The sequence below is a fragment of the Xanthobacter lutulentifluminis genome, assembly GCF_043194675.2.
GTDB lineage: Bacteria > Pseudomonadota > Alphaproteobacteria > Rhizobiales > Xanthobacteraceae > Xanthobacter.
Map to the genome: position 1 here is coordinate 2,063,110 of NZ_CM195525.1, position 14,816 is coordinate 2,077,925.

A 14,816-nucleotide genomic window follows, 5' to 3' on the forward strand; every position below is an offset into this window, starting at 1 on the left:
CGCCCCTCCCCCGCCCCGGCCGGACCGGGCCCCGCGAAGCCGCGCGACCCCTGCACCCGAACCGCATCCACCGCAGAGGGGACCTGCCTGACATCGCGCCGGTTCAGAACCTGCGCCGCGCCCTGCAGCCCCCGGAAGGGGAGCACTCGTCTCCTTCACCTCGCCGGTACGTGCCGGCATGAAAACGGCGCACCAGCCGGCGCGCCGTCGCTATCGAGATCACTTCCCGAGGCCGGGTGCGATCTTCACGCAGGCCTCCACCAGTCCTTCGACGGCGGCGACCGATCTTTCAAACATGGCGCGCTCGGACCGGTCGAGGTCGACCTCGACGATCCGCTCCACGCCGCGCGCGCCGATCACGGCCGGCACGCCCAGGTAGATGTCCCGCAGGCCGTATTCCCCGTCGAGCCGTGCGGCGACGGGCAGGATGCGGCGCTTGTCCCTCAGGTAGCTCTCGGCCATGGCGATGGCCGAGGCGGCCGGCGCATAGAAGGCCGAGCCGGTCTTCAGCAGGTTGACGATCTCCGCGCCGCCGTCGCGGGTGCGCTGGACGATGTCGGCGATGCGCTCCTCGGTGGTCCAGCCCATGCGGATGAGGTCCGGCACCGGGATGCCGCCCACCGTGGAGTACCGCACCAGCGGCACCATGGTGTCGCCGTGCCCGCCCATGACGAAGGCGGTCACGTCCTCCACCGAGACGCCGAACTCCTCGGCGAGGAAATAGCGGAAGCGCGCCGAATCCAGCACGCCGGCCATGCCCACCACCTTCTCGGGCGGCAGGCCGCTGGAGCGCTGGAGCGCCCAGACCATGGCATCGAGCGGATTGGTGATGCAGATGACGAAAGCGTCAGGCGCATACTTGCGGATGCCGGCGCCCACCTGCTCCATCACCTTGAGGTTGATGGCGAGGAGGTCGTCGCGGCTCATGCCCGGCTTGCGCGGAACGCCGGCGGTGACGATCACCACGTCGGCGCCGGCAATGGCGTCATAGCTGGAGGCGCCGAAGATGGCGGCGTCGAAGCCGGCGACCGGGGAGAGCTGCGCCAGGTCCAGCGCCTTGCCCTCGGGCACGCCGTCGGCCACGTCGAACAGCACGATGTCGCCCAGCTCCTTCAGCCCGGCGAGAAGGGCGAGCGTGCCGCCGATCTGGCCGGCCCCGATGAGGGCGATCTTGCTGCGGGCCATACCTTGTCCCCGAAACCGGCCGGCGTCCGGACCCGCGGGAGGGCCGTCGCAGGACTACGAGCGGCGCTTGACTACTCCCATCCGCCCGGGGGTTCAAGCCGGCCGCGCTGCACAAATAGTGTGAGATGGCCGCATTTTGGCAGGTAAAACGGTTCGGCCGACCGCAGCCCGACGATCATTTGCACCCTGCGGAAAACCATCCCGCAGAATGGACATATCATATTACCGTCTTCGCTCGCCGATCGCCTCCAGCAGGTCGATCTGGATCTCCTGGATCTGGGCGAGACGCTCCCATTGCTGGGTCAGCAGATGGTCCAGCTTCTCGTGCAGGTGGCGGATCTCCAGCTCGGCCTTCAGGTTGATCTTGAAGTCGTTCTCCGCCCGCAGGCGGTCGCGCGCCTCCAGCCGCTTCTGGCTCATCATGATGACCGGCGCCTGTATCGCCGCGAGGCAGGACAATACCAGGTTGAGCAGGATGAAGGGGTAGGGATCGAACTGGGCGCGCCCCATCACGGCGAGGTTGAACACGATCCAGGCCAGCAGGAAGCCGGCAAACAGGCCGATGAAGCCCCAGCTGCCACCGAAGCTGGCGAGGCCGTCCGCCATCCGGTCGCCGAAGGTGCGGCGGGCCTCGAACGAACGCTCCACATCCTCGGCGAGGGTCTCGTGGGCGGCGAGGCTCTCCACCACCTCCATCTCGAGGCTCGACAGCTCGCCCCGCTCCTTCTCCAGCAGGTGGGCGACGAACTCGGCCCTGAGGTCGGCGAGGTCGCCATGGCAGACGAAGCTGTCGGCGGGAAGGTCGGGCCGGGTCTCGCGGATGAACTCGGCCAGCGGCGCGCGCAGGAGCGCCAGCGGCACCAGCTGGCTGCGGGCGAAGGCGCGTCCACACACCACGCAGGTATGGCGATGCCCCGGATGCGTGGCGTCCTCCGGCGGATACACGCCGATGGCGCCTGCCCCGGACGCGCTGTGTTCCATCTGGGCCATGGTCGCCTCCTGGCTGCAACCGCCGGCCTTCCTGTGGCGCGGCGATGGTATCTCACCGGCAAAGGATCACGGCTTCAAGACAGGCGGGTGCGGCACGCTGCGCATCAGGGGTGCCGGATGCGGCATGTCGCAACGGAAGCAGGGCGTGTGGTGGGGTGGTGCCGGGCAGGGCCGGCGGCGCGGGCGAAAGGCGGGGTCCACGCCGGGCGATGCCGGGCCCGCGGGGCGCCGGCCGCCCCCGAAAGAAATCTGCCCTCTCCCCGCATGCGGCCGAGCGACCAGCCGGATGAAGCAATGAATGAAATGTCGATCAGTTCAACAAACAATCAGCGGGGAGAGGGCAGCCGCCGGGGGATGAAATCTCCTCCGGCAGGAAAGTCGGGCCGCAGGGCTCTGCCGCGGGCGGGCGGCGGAACCGGGCGACAGGGGGCAAGCGGCGTCAGCTTCCCGTCGTCAGGGACGTGAGGGAGACGAACGCGGGCTTGGGACCGGGCGCCGGCGGACGGTTCGGATCGTGCTCCTTCAGCACCTTGAACACGCGCTCCGCCATGGGATTGGACTTGATGAAATCGGCATAGGCCTGCGCCAGCATGGAGCGGGTGGCCTCGAAGATTTCCTCTTCGCTCTTGCCCTCGAACTCGGCCGAGACGAGGTACTGGCCCATGCGCCGCAGGATGTGCAGGCGCAGCACCTGCAGCACCTCGGGCTGGTACTCCACGCCGAGCACATCGAAGAATTCCTCGGCGCTGTGCAGGGATTTCAGCTTCTCGATGATGGACATGGTTGTCTCCATTGCCTCGGGTTGCGCGGCCTTCAGGCCGCCTCGTCGGCGGTGGCGCCGCGGCTGCGCGGGCGCTCGCTCTGCAGGTGGGCGAGGCGGGCCTCCAGGAACTCGATGCGGTCCAGCAGCGAGACGATGGCCTCGCCCACCGGGTCCGGCATCAGGTGGTGCTCGAGGTCGATGCGTCCGTCGCCGAGGCGGCGGCGATCGGCCATGGGCTTCACCACCCGGCCGGGAATGCCGACCACCGTCATGGCCGGGGGCACGTCCTCGATCACCACGGAATTGGCGCCGATGCGGCAGCCCGCGCCGACCGTGATGGGCCCGAGGATCTTGGCGCCCGCCCCCACCAGCACGCCGTCGCGCAGGGTGGGATGGCGCTTGCCGGCGGTCCACGAGGTGCCGCCCAGGGTGACGCCGTGATAGAGCGTCACGTCATCGCCCACCTCGGCGGTCTCGCCGATCACCACGCAGGCGCCGTGATCGATGAAGAAGCGCCGGCCGATGGTGGCGCCGGGATGGATGTCCACGTTGGTCAGGAACCGGCCGAGCCAGGACAGGAAGCGGGCCGGGAACTTGACGCCCCGCCGCCACAGCCGGCTCGCCAGCCGGTGCCAGATCACCGCGTGCACGCCGGGATAGGTGAGCACGATCTCCACCGTGTTGCGCGCGGCGGGATCGCGCGACTTCACGCAGGCGATGTCCTCGCGGATCAGCGCCCACACCGAGGCCGGCGCCGGGCCGGCGGCCTCGGCCGGAGCCGCGGAGGCCAGGGGAACGTCGCTGCCGTGCCACTTCGGGCTTCCCATGATCATGGATCAGGCTCCCATCACTGCCGCATGGCGCCGCTTCAGCGCGTCCTCGGTGAAGCTGTCCTCGTAGAAGCGCCGCAGCACCTCCGGCGAGACCGATTGCTTGGTGCGCGTGGCGAAGTCCCGCACGCGGGCGAGGATGGCGCGGCCGCGCATCTCGTCCACCGCGAGCCCCTCCTCGGCCAGCGCCTTCAGGATGGCGGCGAGGCCCGAATGCTTGCCCAGCACCACCCGGTGCGCCCGGCCCAGCACCTCGGGCGCCAGCGCCTCGTAGGTGCCGCGATCCTTCAGCAGGCCGGAGACATGGATGCCGGATTCGTGGGTGAAGACGTCCTCGCCGACGATGGCCTTGTTGCGCGGCATGGCGCGGCCGGCCGCCTCCATCACCCGCTGCGCGAGCGGACGCAGGGCTTGGGGATCGAGGCCGGTCTCCGCCCGCGCGGTCTGGCGCAGGGCGATCGCCACTTCCTCCAGCGGCGCATTGCCCGCGCGCTCGCCGAGCCCGGCCACGGTGACGCTGGCATGGCGCGCGCCGCCGGCCACCGCGGCGATGGTGTTGGCGGTGGCGAGGCCCAGGTCGTCATGGGCATGGAACTCGAGTTCGAGATCGGTCGCGCTCGCCACCCGGCGCACCAGCGCATAGGCGGAGAAGGGATCGAGCACGCCCAGCGTGTCGGCGAGGCGCAGGCGGAACGCGCCGGACTCCCTGGCCGCCTCGGCGACGGCGCACAGGAAGTCGGGATCGGCGCGGGACGCGTCCTCGCAGCCGACCGCGACGGTGAAGCCGAGCTTGGTCGCCAGCGTCACCACGTGGCGTACGTTGCCGAGCGCCCAGTCCCGGTCGCGGTTCAGCTTGCCCTTCAGCTGACGGTCGGAGGTGGGGATGGAGAGATTGACGTAGCTCACCCCGGCGGACACCGCGGCGAACAGGTCCTCCTCGCCCATGCGGCACCAGGCGGCGACGCGCAGCGGCAGCTTGAGCGAGACGATGGAGCGCAGCGTCTCGATCTCCTCGTCGCCCATGGCAGGGGTGCCGGCCTCGATCTCCGGCACGCCGGCGGCGGCCAGCGCCTCGGCGATCTCGATCTTCTCCTTGCGGGTGAAGGCGACGCCGGGCGCCTGCTCTCCATCCCGCAGGGTGGTGTCATTGAGGAAGACCGTGCGGGCCGGCATCGCGCCTGCGGTACCGCGACCGGCGCGCCCCGGAATGGCCGATGGTGACTTCGCGAGCATGGGTCCCTTCCGATCTGCCCCCGCCCGGAGACGGGAGACGAATGAGCGCCACCGCCGCGCCCGGACCCGCCTTGCGATCAGGCGGCGGGCCGCGCGCCTTCGCCAAGGACTTCGCAAGCCGCGTGCCACTCGCCTAAACTATTGGTGCAGATCGAATATTTTCACGGCACGACATGTCGCGAACGCGACAGGGGCAGATGGCGTGCCGGCTTCGACAGGTTTGCGACAGAAAAGACGCTGATGTTGTTACGTAAAACTACGTAGGCCCGGCGTGGCGAGCCTCCCCTCGCCACGGGGTCAGGCAGGGGTGATCACCACCTTCACGTCGGCGGGCTTGGCCCAGTAGGGCGCGGAGGTCACCAGCACGTGCGCTCCGGCGGCGGCATAGGCGGCCGCGTTGGACAGGTTGACGCCACCGGCCGCGGCCACCTTGGTCTGCGGCGCGCGCTCCGCCACCAGGCGGGCGGCGGCGGCGATCTCCTCCGGCGTCATCTTCTCGCACTGGAGCACGTCCGGCCGCGCCGCGAGCACGTGCGCCACCTCCTCCAGCGTCTTCACCTCCACGACCACCTTCTTTTCCGGAGCGGCGCGGCGCAGCGCCTCCACCCCGGCGGCGGCGCCGCCGGACAAGAACGCCTGGTGCTCGGGAAACAGCAGCAGCGTTTCCGACAGGCCGAGCCGGTGCGGAAAGGCACCGCCGGCGCGGATGGCGGCGATCATCTGCGCCTTCGCGCCCGGCAGCGTCTTGCGGGTGGTCACCACCGCCACGTCCGGATTGACCGCGCGGGCGGCCGCGACGATGCCGGCGGTGAGGGTGGAAATGCCGGTGAGGTACTCCACCAGCGTCTGCGCCACCTTCCAGGCGCGGAAGATCGGCCCGGCCTCACCCTCGGCCATCAGGAAGGTCTCGCCCGCGGGCACGCGCGCACCGCTGGCGGCGGTGATGTCGGCGGGCGCACCGGCGGTGCGGAACAGCTCCTGCGCCAGCTCGACGCCACACAGGGTGGCGTCCGCGCGCATGGACATGGAAAGCCGCGCCCGTCGCGCCGTCAGGCCGAGGCTTTCAGTGGTCAGATCGCCATAGGGCGCGTCCTCGGCGAGGAGGGCATCCACGCTCGCCTGCGTCCACCATCTGTAGGTCATGCCGCGCCCCTGTTCCGGTCCGGATACAGCTGGAGGCTTAGAGGTGCCGGGCGGAAGCGTCCACGGGACAAAGCGTCCTCACGCCGGCGCCCTCAAGCCGGCGTCCTCACGCCGGCGCCGTCTGCCGCGCGGGTCCCTTGGTCGCCGCGCGCAGCAGCCGCAGGCACTCCACGGTGGAGGCGAGGTCGAGGGCGGAGAAGCCGTCCAGCGTTTCCGGGCGGGGATCGGCCCCGCGCGCCAGAAGGCGCTCCACCACGTCCGCCTTGCCGGCGGAGGCCGCGTACATCAGCGAGGAGGCGCCATTGTCGTTGCGGTTGTCGATATCGATGCCCGCGTCCACCAGCGCGTCGATGATGCCGAGATGATTGCCGACGCAGGCGAGCCACAGGGCGGTGTTGCCATCCGCGTTGCGCGCGTCGAGCACGGCCCCGGCGGCGATCAGGCGCGCCACTATGTCGGCGAGGCCCTCCCGGCACGCCTTCATCAGCGGCGTCATGCCGTTCTCCACGGTGGCATTCACCCCGTCCGCCGGAAAGCCGAGGCTGACCAGCCAGCGCGAGAGCGCCTCGTCCGCGCTTCCCGCCGGCGCCCGCGCGCTCTCGAAGCTGCGCCACGCCTCATAGCCCCCGTCGAGGCTCACCACATCGGCGAAGCCGAAATCGGAGAGGGCCTGCGCATACTCGCGACTGGCGTGGCCGTGGTAGCAATAGATCAGCACCGGCTGCGTCTTTGGCGTGGTGCCGATGATGTCGCCGAGGTTGGTGAAGGCGATGTTGCGCGCGCCCGCCACGTGGCCGGCGGCGAAGGTCGCGGCGTCGCGCACGTCGAGCAGCAGGGCCGCGCCCGCCGCCACCATGGCGCCCGCCTCCTCCACCCCGATGCAGCGATAGGGGATGCGCTGTCTCATCAGATCCTCCGGACGGTCAGGCGGAGCGGCCGGGATAGGCCGGCTCGGTCACGATGCGGGTGTCGGGAACGGGACGCCCCACGGTGAAATGGTAGATGGACTGGAACGCCCGCCCCTCGAGCCCCACCAGCCGGTGCAGGTCGTCGTCGAAGAAGCAGCCGATGCCGGTGCCGCGGAAGCCAGCCGCCTCGGCTTCCAGATAGAGCACCTGCCCCAAGAGACCGGCCTCCCAGTGGAGCCGCCGGTAGCGCCAGGGATCAGCCGCCACCTCGCTCTCGAACTCCGCCAGCAGCGCGAGGGCGAAGCTGCCGTCGCTGGCGATGGCCTGGTGGCAGCACAGGGTGCGGGCGATGCCGCGGCAATCGGTCTCCGCCAGCCGCGCGAGGGGGATGTGGTCGGGGCAGCCTTCCGGCCGCTCCCAGGTGAAATCGGAGCGCAGCGCGGCCTTCAGGGCCGGCACGATGCCCTCCCGGCGCGGCAGGGCATAAAGACCGGGCGCAAGCCCTTCCACCCGGTGGACGAACACCAGCGGGTGGATGCGCGGGACGAGCCCGGATGCGTCGAACGGCGGCGCGGGGCGCGGCAGGAGCGCGTCCATCATGTCGAGGAAGACCGCGCGCGGCATGGCGCTGTCCTTCGCCGTGAAGCGCTGGGCGCTGCGCCGGCCGAGGATGAGGCCCGCCGCAGGCGCCTCGGCGCCCGAGGCGCGGGGCGGAAGCGGCGCTGCCGGCTCGGGCTCAGGCGCGGGGGCAGCGGTGCCGGTCGCGCGGGTCGCCGCCCCGACCTGCCCGATCACCGGCCAGCGGTAGAGCGGCCGGCGGTCCAGCACATTGGCGACACCCCTCCAGCCGTCGCGCGCCGGGGCAGGCGCAGCAAGGGGCGCGCCCGCGATGGCGATCAGCATGTCGGGGTCTTCAGGCTCGGCCGCGCCGAAGTCCTGCGGCCGGTCGAGGCCGCACAATGCGGCGATCGCCGCGCCGGTGACGTTCGGCACGAGCTGCGCCGTCCATCCGAGGCAGGCGGCGGCGGTGCGCACCGCGCCCAGCGCGTGGCCGAGATCGAGCTGGCAGTAGCGGAACGCCCGCTCGCCGTATTTCCACGCCTCGCGCCAATGGATGGAGGAGAGGGCGAGATAAAGCTGCGCCGGCCCCGCGGAGCGCGGGAACTGCGCCTCGATCGCGAAGCCGGACGCGGAGGCCACCGCCACCGTCGCGCGGGGCGGCGCCTGCCGCTGCTCCAGCGCATGGTCGCGGCTGAGATAGTGATGCACCCCGTCCGGCACGCCGGCGACGCCCTGAGCCAGCACATAGGCTTCGGTGGGGTGCAGGTTGCCGCTGGAGGGGGCGCAGCGCAGCGCCCAGCGATCCGGCCCGTACTGCTTCCACGCGGCGAGGCCGAACGAAAGCTCCAGCAGCAGCGCCACGCCCGCCAGATCGAGCGGCGCCGGCGGCACGGCGCCGGGGGTCATCGCGTCCCGCCAGGACACCGCGAGCCCCTCCGCCGCGAGCGGCAGGGCAAGCCGCGGCGCGCCGGCGAACACGCGGAACGGATTCGGCTGGTCGTCCCAGTCGAGGGTTTCCGGCCCGGCGGCATAGCCCTTCAGGCTGTGCTTGGTGCGCTCGTGGTAGGCGATGGCCAGATCCGACGGATGCGCGGGGGGCAGCGGCGCGTTCATGGCTCAGGACACCTGCGATCAGGACGCCTGCGCCGCAGCGGGCGCCGGACAGGGATTGGCCTCGCCGGGATGGGAGCAGCCCTCCAGCGGCGCGGCGCCGGCGGGCGCCGGCCCCAGCAGCGAGGTCACCGGCTCACGGTCGAAACCGGCGCAGCGCGCGCCGTCCACCTCCACCAGCGGGCGGCGGATCAGCAGCGGCTCGGCCAGCATGAGCGCGATGGCCTCATCCGCCGTGGCGGCCTCCGGCTTCACCTCGCCCGATTTCACCTTCGGCGCGGCCGGGTTGAACCAGCTCGCCACCGGCGTCGCGCCGAAGAAGCCGATGAGGCGCTCGGCGGTCCAGGGCTCGGTCAGCAGGCTCTTCACCACCAGGGTGTGGCCGGCATTGGCCAAAGCGAGCTTCTGCCGGGCATTGGTGCCGCAGCCCGGCTTCTCGTAGAAGGTGACGGTGGCCACGGCCGACCTACTTCAGCACGGAGAGCTGGACGAGCGGCACCGCGCCGCCGCGGCCGAGCACCGTATCCACCTTCTTGCGCACGCCCTCCAGCGTCAGCGGCTTCACCACCGCGCCATGGGCGCCGGCCTTCATGCCGCCCACCGCGATGGCCTCGTCGGCCTTGTCGCAGACGATGAGGATGCGCACGCCCGGGAAACGGGCCTTGATCTCGCCGATCAGGGCATCGCCCCGCGTCTTCAGCCAGGAGACGCCAAGCAGCACCACGTGCGGCGCCAGCCAGCCGACACCCTTCTCGTAGGCTTCCTCGGGGGTGGCGAGCTCGTGGGTCTCGATCTCGTCATGGAGCATGAACTGGAGCGCGGCGCGGGTGATCTCGTCCTCGTCCACAACGAACACGCGCCGCTCGTCCACCGCCTTGGAAGTCTCAACGCCGATCTGCATCTTGCCCTCGCTCCATCTGCCCGCGGCACGTGACGGCGCCCGCGCGCGCCGCACCTGTTTGGCTTCAAGCAAGTTCCGTTCCTGTCGCATCCGCACCAGCGATGGCGCCGCGACGGCCGTGCGGCGGCGCCCGGCTTTGTTGCGATTGCGACATGGCGCGACGCGCTGTCGGGTTCGACACAGCTGGCAGGAGCGGACCTCCGCCGGCCCGACTTGATGCAGATCAACGGTTTGCGGGCGATCCACGCGACTGGCACGGCGGTTGCTCCTGTCATGGCGCAACAGCGAGTGAGGGCTGAGTGCACGCCTAGGCCGACTGCCAGCGATGCGCTCCTTCCCGTAACCCGCGGGGCGTTTCCGACGAATATTGCGACGAGAGAAACGGCCTCGCGCCATTTGCGCGGTGGTCTTCTGAACAGTTTGAAGGAGAGCAAGATGGCTTCGCTGCGACAGATCGCGTTTTACGGCAAGGGTGGCATCGGCAAGTCGACGACGTCGCAGAACACGCTGGCGGCCCTGACCGAGCTTGGTCAGCGCATCCTGATCGTGGGCTGCGATCCCAAGGCGGATTCGACCCGCCTGATCCTGCACGCCAAGGCGCAGGACACCATCCTGTCGCTGGCCGCGAACGCGGGCTCCGTGGAAGACCTGGAGCTCGAGGACGTGATGAAGGTCGGCTACAACGACATCCGCTGCGTTGAGTCCGGCGGTCCGGAGCCGGGCGTGGGCTGCGCCGGCCGCGGCGTGATCACCTCGATCAACTTCCTTGAGGAGAACGGCGCGTACGAGGACATCGACTACGTGTCCTACGACGTGCTGGGCGACGTGGTGTGCGGCGGGTTCGCCATGCCGATCCGCGAGAACAAGGCGCAGGAGATCTACATCGTCATGTCCGGCGAGATGATGGCCATGTATGCGGCCAACAACATCTCCAAGGGAATCCTGAAGTATGCGAACTCCGGCGGCGTGCGCCTGGGCGGGCTGGTGTGCAACGAGCGCCAGACCGACAAGGAGTATGAGCTGGCGGAGTCGCTGGCGAAGAAGCTGGGCACCCAGCTGATCTACTTCGTGCCGCGCGACAACATCGTGCAGCACGCGGAGCTGCGCCGCATGACGGTGATCGAGTATGCGCCGGATTCGGCGCAGGCCCAGCACTACCGGAACCTTGCGACGAAGGTTCACAACAACTCCGGCAACGGCATCATCCCGACCCCCATCACGATGGACGAGCTCGAGGATCTGCTGATGGAGCACGGCATCATGAAGACCATCGACGAGACCCAGGTCGGCAAGACCGCCGCCGAGCTCGCCGCCGGCTGACGCCTCAGGGCGGACCGGCTCCGGCCGGTCCGCCGCACGGACGCCAGGCCACGCGGCTTGCCGCGGATATTTCAGAGCGGCCCGGCGTTATCTTTTCGATACGCCTTTTCACACACCTTATCTTGAGACTTCTCAAGCGATCAGGTCCTCCGCCTCCGGGCGGGGGACCTTTTGCTTTTGCAGGACTGCCCGCCCTCGCCCGCGACGCGCCTGCGGGGCGTGTCGCACCCGCGACGCCGCCGGTGGCCACGCGTCTGCCGGCGCGCGCGGATGCGTCGGGATCGCGACGTCCCGCAGCGCTGCGATAGATCCCGCGAATGGGGCCACGCGATAGCTGTCGCGTTCCTGACAAGAATTCGCAGCCCTGCGCCAACGTCTCGTCCACCCCCATTCGCCGATTCCCGACAATTCATCGCAAACCTTTGCAGACGCGAATGATTTTCAAGCCGCGCAGGCTTGGTACGGCGCTTGCTAGATAGTCTTCGGGAGCGCCTTGAAGGGCTCGGAGCACATCAATGCATATCGTCGTCTGCATCAAACAGGTCCCGGATTCGGCGCAGATCCGCGTCCACCCGGTGACGAACACCATCATGCGGCAGGGCGTGCCGACCATCATCAACCCGTACGACCTGTTCGCGCTCGAAGAAGCCATGAGGCTGCGCGACCAGTTCGGCGGCGAGGTGACGGTGCTCACCATGGGCCCGCCGTCCGCCGAGGACTCCCTGCGCAAGGCGCTGACCTACGGCGCCGACCGCGCCATCCTGCTGACGGACCGCTTCTTCGCCGGCTCCGACACGCTCGCCACCTCGTTCGCGCTGGCCACCGCCATCAGCAAGATCGGCGAGACCTATGGCGCGCCGGACATCGTCTTCACCGGCAAGCAGACCATCGACGGCGACACCGCCCAGGTCGGCCCCGGCATCGCCAAGCGCCTCGGCCTGCTGCAGATCACCTATGTGGCGAAGGTGGCGGAGCTCGATCCCGCCGGCAAGACCATCACGCTCGAGCGCCGGGCCGAGGGCGGCACGCAGGTGCTGAAGACCCAGCTGCCGTGCCTCGTCGCCATGCTCGAGGCCACCAACGAGATCCGTCGCGGCACCATGGTGGACGCCCTGCGCGCCGCCCGCGCGGAGATCGTCAAGTGGAACGCCAAGGACGCCGGCGTGCAGGACATGAGCAAGTGCGGCCTGAAGGGCTCGCCCACCATCGTCAAGCGCGTGTTCGCGCCCAGCGCCCGCGCCGAGAAGGCCAAGTTCCTCGAGGCGTCCGAAGGCGGAAACCTCGCCGAGAGCCTGATCGCGGAAGTCTTTGCCCGCCAGCCCAGCCTTGAAGCCGACCTGACCGCGCTCGCGCGCGGCTACTGACGGCCTCCACCGCAAGTCAAAGAGAGCCGACCATCATGAGCGAGCCGAAGAACACTCCAGCCCCCGCCGCAAGCGGACGCGCTGCGACCAAGAAGGAGCTCCCGGAACACTTCAAGGCGTACAAGCACGTCTGGGTGTTCGTCGAGCAGGAGCGCGGCCAGGTCCATCCCGTCTCGTGGGAGCTCATGGGCGAAGGGCGCAAGCTCGCCGACAAGCTCGGCGTGGAGCTCGCCGCCGTGGTGCTCGGCGCCGAGGGCGAGACGGTGCGCGAGGCGGTGGCTGAATCCTTCTGCTACGGCGCGGACCTCGCCTATGTGGCGGCCGATCCGGTGCTCGCCGACTACCGCAACGAGGCCTACACGGCCGCGATGACGGACCTCGTCAACACCTACAAGCCGGAAATCCTGCTGCTGGGCGCCACCACCCTCGGCCGCGACCTCGCCGGCGCCGTTGCGACGACGCTGCTCACCGGCCTCACCGCCGACTCCACCGAGCTCGACGTGGACGCCGACGGCTCGCTCGCCGCGACCCGCCCGACCTTCGGAGGCTCTCTCCTGTGCACCATCTACACGCTGAACTACCGCCCGCAGATGGCGACCGTCCGTCCGCGCGTGATGTCCATGCCCGAGCGCGTCGCCAAGCCCATCGGCCGGGTGGTGGAGCACAAGCTCGGCCTCGGCGAGGTCGACATCATCACCAAGATCCTGAACTTCATTCCGGATCGTGATTCCAACAAGTCGAACCTCGCCTATGCGGACGTGGTGGTGGCGGGCGGCATGGGCCTCGGCTCGCCGGAGAACTTCCAGCTGGTGAAGAATCTCGCCGCCGTCATGGGCGCCGAATACGGCTGCTCGCGCCCGCTGGTGCAGAAGGGCTGGGTCACCTCCGACCGCCAGATCGGCCAGACCGGCAAGACCATCCGTCCCAAGCTCTACATCGCCGCCGGCATCTCCGGCGCGATCCAGCATCGTGTCGGTGTCGAGGGGGCGGACCTGATCGTCGCCATCAACACCGACAAGAACGCGCCCATCTTCGACTTCGCCCACGTCGGCATCGTCACCGACGCCATCCGCTTCCTGCCGGCCCTCACCGAGGCGTTCGACAAGCGCCTTTCCGCCCACTCGCGCGACAAGCTCGCCAGCTGAAGGATCCAGTCCGATGATCGACGAAAAGTTCGACGCGATCGTGGTCGGCGCCGGCATGGCCGGCAACGCGGCGGCCTATACCATGGCCACGCGCGGCCTGAAGGTGCTGCAGCTGGAGCGCGGTGAATATTCCGGCTCCAAGAACGTGCAGGGCGCTATTCTCTATGCCGAGATGCTGGAGAAGATCGTCCCCGATTTCCGCGAGGACGCCCCCCTCGAGCGCCATCTCATCGAGCAGCGCTTCTGGATGATGAGCGAGAACTCGCACACCGGCCTGCAGTATCGGTCCGACGACTTCAACGAGGAGAAGCCGAACCGCTACACCATCATCCGCGCCCAGTTCGACAAGTGGTTCAACAAGAAGGTGCAGGAGGCCGGCGCCCTCACCGTCTGCGAGACCACGGTGACCGAGCTGGTGCAGGACGCCTACGGCAAGGTGATCGGCGTGAAGACCGATCGCGGCGGCGGCCAGATCCATGCGGACGTGGTGGTGCTGGCGGAAGGCGTCACCGGCCTGCTCGGCACCCGCGCCGGCCTGCGCAAGATCCCCAAGCCCACCGAGGTGGCGCTGGCGGTGAAGGAAATGCACTTCCTGCCGCAGGAGGTGATCGAGCAGCGCTTCAACCTCAAGGGCAATGAGGGCGTGGTGATCGAGGCCGCCGGGACCATCTCCAAGGGGATGACCGGCATGGGCTTCATCTACACCAACCGCGAGTGCATCTCGCTCGGCCTCGGCTGCCTGGTGTCGGACTTCCAGAACTCCGGCGAGTCGCCGTACCAGCTGCTCGAGAAGTTCAAGCGCCACCCCTCGGTCGCCCCGCTCATCGAGGGCTCCGAGGTCAAGGAATACGCCGCCCACCTCATTCCCGAGGGCGGCTTCAAGTCCATTCCGCAGCTGTTCGGCGACGGCTGGGTGGTGGTGGGCGATGCCGCCCAGCTCAACAACGCCATCCACCGCGAGGGCTCCAACCTTGCGATGACCTCCGGGCGCATCGCCGGCGAGGCCATCTTCCAGGTGAAGTCCCGCAAGGAGCCGATGACGGCGTCCAACCTCTCGCTCTACAAGAAGATGCTGGACGAGAGCTTCGTCATCAAGGACCTGAAGAAGTACAAGGACATGCCGAAGCTGCTGCATGTCCAGTCGCAGAACTTCTTCCTCACCTACCCGCAGCTCGTGAACAAGGCCATGGAGAACTTCCTGCGCGTGGATGGCACGCCCAAGAAGGACAAGGAGAAGCTGACGGTGAAGTCCTTCACCTCCGCCCGCTCCTGGGCCGGCCTGTTCGGCGACGCCTTCCGCCTCGCTCGCGCGTGGCGCTGAGCCGGCCCGCGCCGGCACCGGACTGGACCGGGCGTGCCCCGG

General features: G+C 69.3%; 14 protein-coding genes. 4 read left to right on the top strand and 10 right to left on the bottom strand.

The window, feature by feature from the left end:
* Positions 1–219 precede the first annotated feature (219 nt).
* From mdh to V5F49_RS09360, 10 genes are all read right to left on the bottom strand, one after another.
* Positions 220–1,185 carry a malate dehydrogenase gene (mdh, locus tag V5F49_RS09315; RefSeq protein ID WP_394117587.1) on the bottom strand — a complete coding sequence of 322 codons (966 nt, stop codon included), beginning with the start codon at positions 1,183–1,185 and terminating at the stop codon, positions 220–222.
* A gap of 222 nt (positions 1,186–1,407) precedes the next feature.
* Entirely contained in the window at positions 1,408–2,175 is a 768-nt protein-coding gene (locus V5F49_RS09320; RefSeq protein ID WP_394117586.1) for a DUF1003 domain-containing protein, read from the bottom strand.
* 439 nt (positions 2,176–2,614) lie between these two features.
* Entirely contained in the window at positions 2,615–2,956 is a 342-nt protein-coding gene (nifW, locus tag V5F49_RS09325) for a nitrogenase stabilizing/protective protein NifW (protein ID WP_394117585.1), read from the bottom strand.
* Between the two features lie 32 nt (positions 2,957–2,988).
* Positions 2,989–3,771 carry a serine O-acetyltransferase gene (cysE, locus tag V5F49_RS09330; RefSeq protein ID WP_394117584.1) on the bottom strand — a complete coding sequence of 261 codons (783 nt, stop codon included), beginning with the start codon at positions 3,769–3,771 and terminating at the stop codon, positions 2,989–2,991.
* A 3-nt stretch (positions 3,772–3,774) separates the two neighbouring features.
* Positions 3,775–4,941 (bottom strand): homocitrate synthase, encoded by a 1,167-nt coding sequence (gene nifV, locus V5F49_RS09335; protein ID WP_394117583.1) that lies wholly within the window; start codon positions 4,939–4,941, stop codon positions 3,775–3,777.
* 357 nt (positions 4,942–5,298) lie between these two features.
* A complete protein-coding gene (modD, locus tag V5F49_RS09340) occupies positions 5,299–6,144 on the bottom strand; it encodes a ModD protein (RefSeq protein WP_394117582.1) in 846 nt (281 codons plus the stop codon).
* A 106-nt stretch (positions 6,145–6,250) separates the two neighbouring features.
* Complete coding sequence (locus V5F49_RS09345) at positions 6,251–7,051, bottom strand: ankyrin repeat domain-containing protein (RefSeq protein ID WP_394117581.1); 801 nt, start codon at positions 7,049–7,051, stop codon at positions 6,251–6,253.
* Positions 7,052–7,067: 16 nt separating this feature from the next.
* A complete protein-coding gene (locus V5F49_RS09350) occupies positions 7,068–8,726 on the bottom strand; it encodes a SagB/ThcOx family dehydrogenase (protein WP_394117580.1) in 1,659 nt (552 codons plus the stop codon).
* Between the two features lie 18 nt (positions 8,727–8,744).
* Positions 8,745–9,182, bottom strand: coding sequence for an ArsC/Spx/MgsR family protein (locus V5F49_RS09355; protein WP_394117579.1), 438 nt, complete (start codon positions 9,180–9,182; stop codon positions 8,745–8,747).
* A 7-nt stretch (positions 9,183–9,189) separates the two neighbouring features.
* A complete protein-coding gene (locus tag V5F49_RS09360; RefSeq protein ID WP_394117578.1) occupies positions 9,190–9,624 on the bottom strand; it encodes a response regulator in 435 nt (144 codons plus the stop codon).
* Positions 9,625–10,059: 435 nt separating this feature from the next.
* Here V5F49_RS09360 and nifH point away from each other — a divergent pair, with 435 nt between their 5' ends.
* The 4 genes from nifH (at position 10,060) to V5F49_RS09380 (ending at position 14,774) form a co-directional block, all read left to right on the top strand.
* The gene (gene nifH, locus V5F49_RS09365) at positions 10,060–10,944 is read left to right on the top strand and encodes a nitrogenase iron protein (protein ID WP_394117577.1); all 885 of its coding nucleotides are present in this window, start codon (positions 10,060–10,062) and stop codon (positions 10,942–10,944) included.
* A 515-nt stretch (positions 10,945–11,459) separates the two neighbouring features.
* On the top strand, positions 11,460–12,308 hold the full coding sequence (locus V5F49_RS09370; protein WP_394117576.1) for an electron transfer flavoprotein subunit beta/FixA family protein: 849 nt from the start codon (positions 11,460–11,462) through the stop codon (positions 12,306–12,308).
* A gap of 35 nt (positions 12,309–12,343) precedes the next feature.
* The gene (locus V5F49_RS09375) at positions 12,344–13,453 is read left to right on the top strand and encodes an electron transfer flavoprotein subunit alpha/FixB family protein (protein ID WP_394117575.1); all 1,110 of its coding nucleotides are present in this window, start codon (positions 12,344–12,346) and stop codon (positions 13,451–13,453) included.
* A 13-nt stretch (positions 13,454–13,466) separates the two neighbouring features.
* On the top strand, positions 13,467–14,774 hold the full coding sequence (locus V5F49_RS09380) for an FAD-dependent oxidoreductase (RefSeq protein WP_394117574.1): 1,308 nt from the start codon (positions 13,467–13,469) through the stop codon (positions 14,772–14,774).
* Positions 14,775–14,816 lie beyond the last annotated feature (42 nt).